This is a genomic window from Streptomyces sp. NPDC046465 (genome assembly GCF_040646035.1).
Taxonomy (GTDB): Bacteria; Actinomycetota; Actinomycetes; order Streptomycetales; family Streptomycetaceae; genus Streptomyces.
This window is the reverse complement of record NZ_JBEYZK010000095.1, coordinates 1-1080: the sequence shown is the minus strand read 5'-3', so window position 1 is coordinate 1080 and position 1080 is coordinate 1. Positions and strand designations below refer to the sequence as shown.

Genomic DNA, 1080 nt, shown 5'->3' with positions numbered 1-1080 from the left:
CATTAGTTCTTGAAAAAATAAAATAACTATCAAGTTTATTTTGATCAGGAACAATTGATTGAAACCCTTGATTAGTTGTAGCTTCTTTGGCTAATATAGCGGTGTTTCCGATACCAGCACGAGAAGTAAATAAGACGGTTCCTACTGGTAAAATTCGAGCTGAACTCTTCTTTAGACCTAGTTCAGTAATAGTCTTTTTACTTTTACTAACATAACTTTGTTCTCCAATTTCAGCTGGTGCATACCAATCAATATCACCGTCCCAGTATTCAGGGTTCGATGTACTTGGTGTTCCACCACCAACAATATTAGATAATTCTCCTAACTTACGCTCTTCCCAATCATCCGTAAATCCCGGAAACCTTAATTCTGGAACTTTCTTTTTAACTGAATCATCTATTTTCGCCATAGTCCCCACCATTTTCTTGGTTTTTCTTGTTCTTCTATCCTTTTTTGATCTTTGATTTGTTCCTGCAAATTTTCCAACTTCTCTTTAAGAGCGTTCACTTCATCTTTATATTGATTGTCTAAGTGTTTGAATTCTGTTTCCTGTGAGGGCATTTTGAGAGCTTTTAAGCTGTCATTTTCTGCTTTGTATTCTTCTAACAACTTTTTATCTTGTAAGGCTAGTCGTTGTTGCTGATCTAAAAGATTTTGAGTTTGTTTTTGTACGTCTACTAAACTTTTTATCTGTTCGTCTTTAACAGATATTTGATTATCTTTATTCTTTATTTGCTCTTTTAGATAATTGATTCGTTCATTTTTTTCATCAATTAAACTTGTATTTACGGTGTCTAATTTGGTATCTAAATACTGTCTATTTTGGACACCAACACTATCTAATTTAGTTTTAGGGACATATCCAATATTCCCTTTAATCACTTTTATAGCAGCGTTGTTAAGATAGATAGTACCGTCTAATCTCTGTATCAAATTACTATCTAATTTAGATACTTGATAATGAATTTTCTTTTTTGATACACCCAACTCATCCGCAAGCTCTTTGATCGTTTTTAGATTCTCACTCATGGCTTGCTCCTTTACCTCGAACACTTGCACGTTCTGGTTGGTCAAGGTCTT

The 1080-nt window shown here is 33.7% G+C and carries 2 protein-coding genes; both read right to left on the bottom strand.

The genetic code is table 11. The features are described 5' to 3' along the window. Positions 1 to 409: restriction endonuclease subunit S (locus ABZ953_RS39435; protein ID WP_361734362.1), on the bottom strand; the 409-nt coding region annotated here is incomplete at its 3' end. Further along, on the bottom strand, positions 397 to 609 hold the full coding sequence (locus tag ABZ953_RS39430; RefSeq protein ID WP_200416660.1) for a DNA-binding protein: 213 nt from the start codon (positions 607 to 609) through the stop codon (positions 397 to 399). The genes ABZ953_RS39435 and ABZ953_RS39430, both read right to left, overlap by 13 nt. Between the last annotated feature and the right edge of the window lie 471 nt (positions 610 to 1080).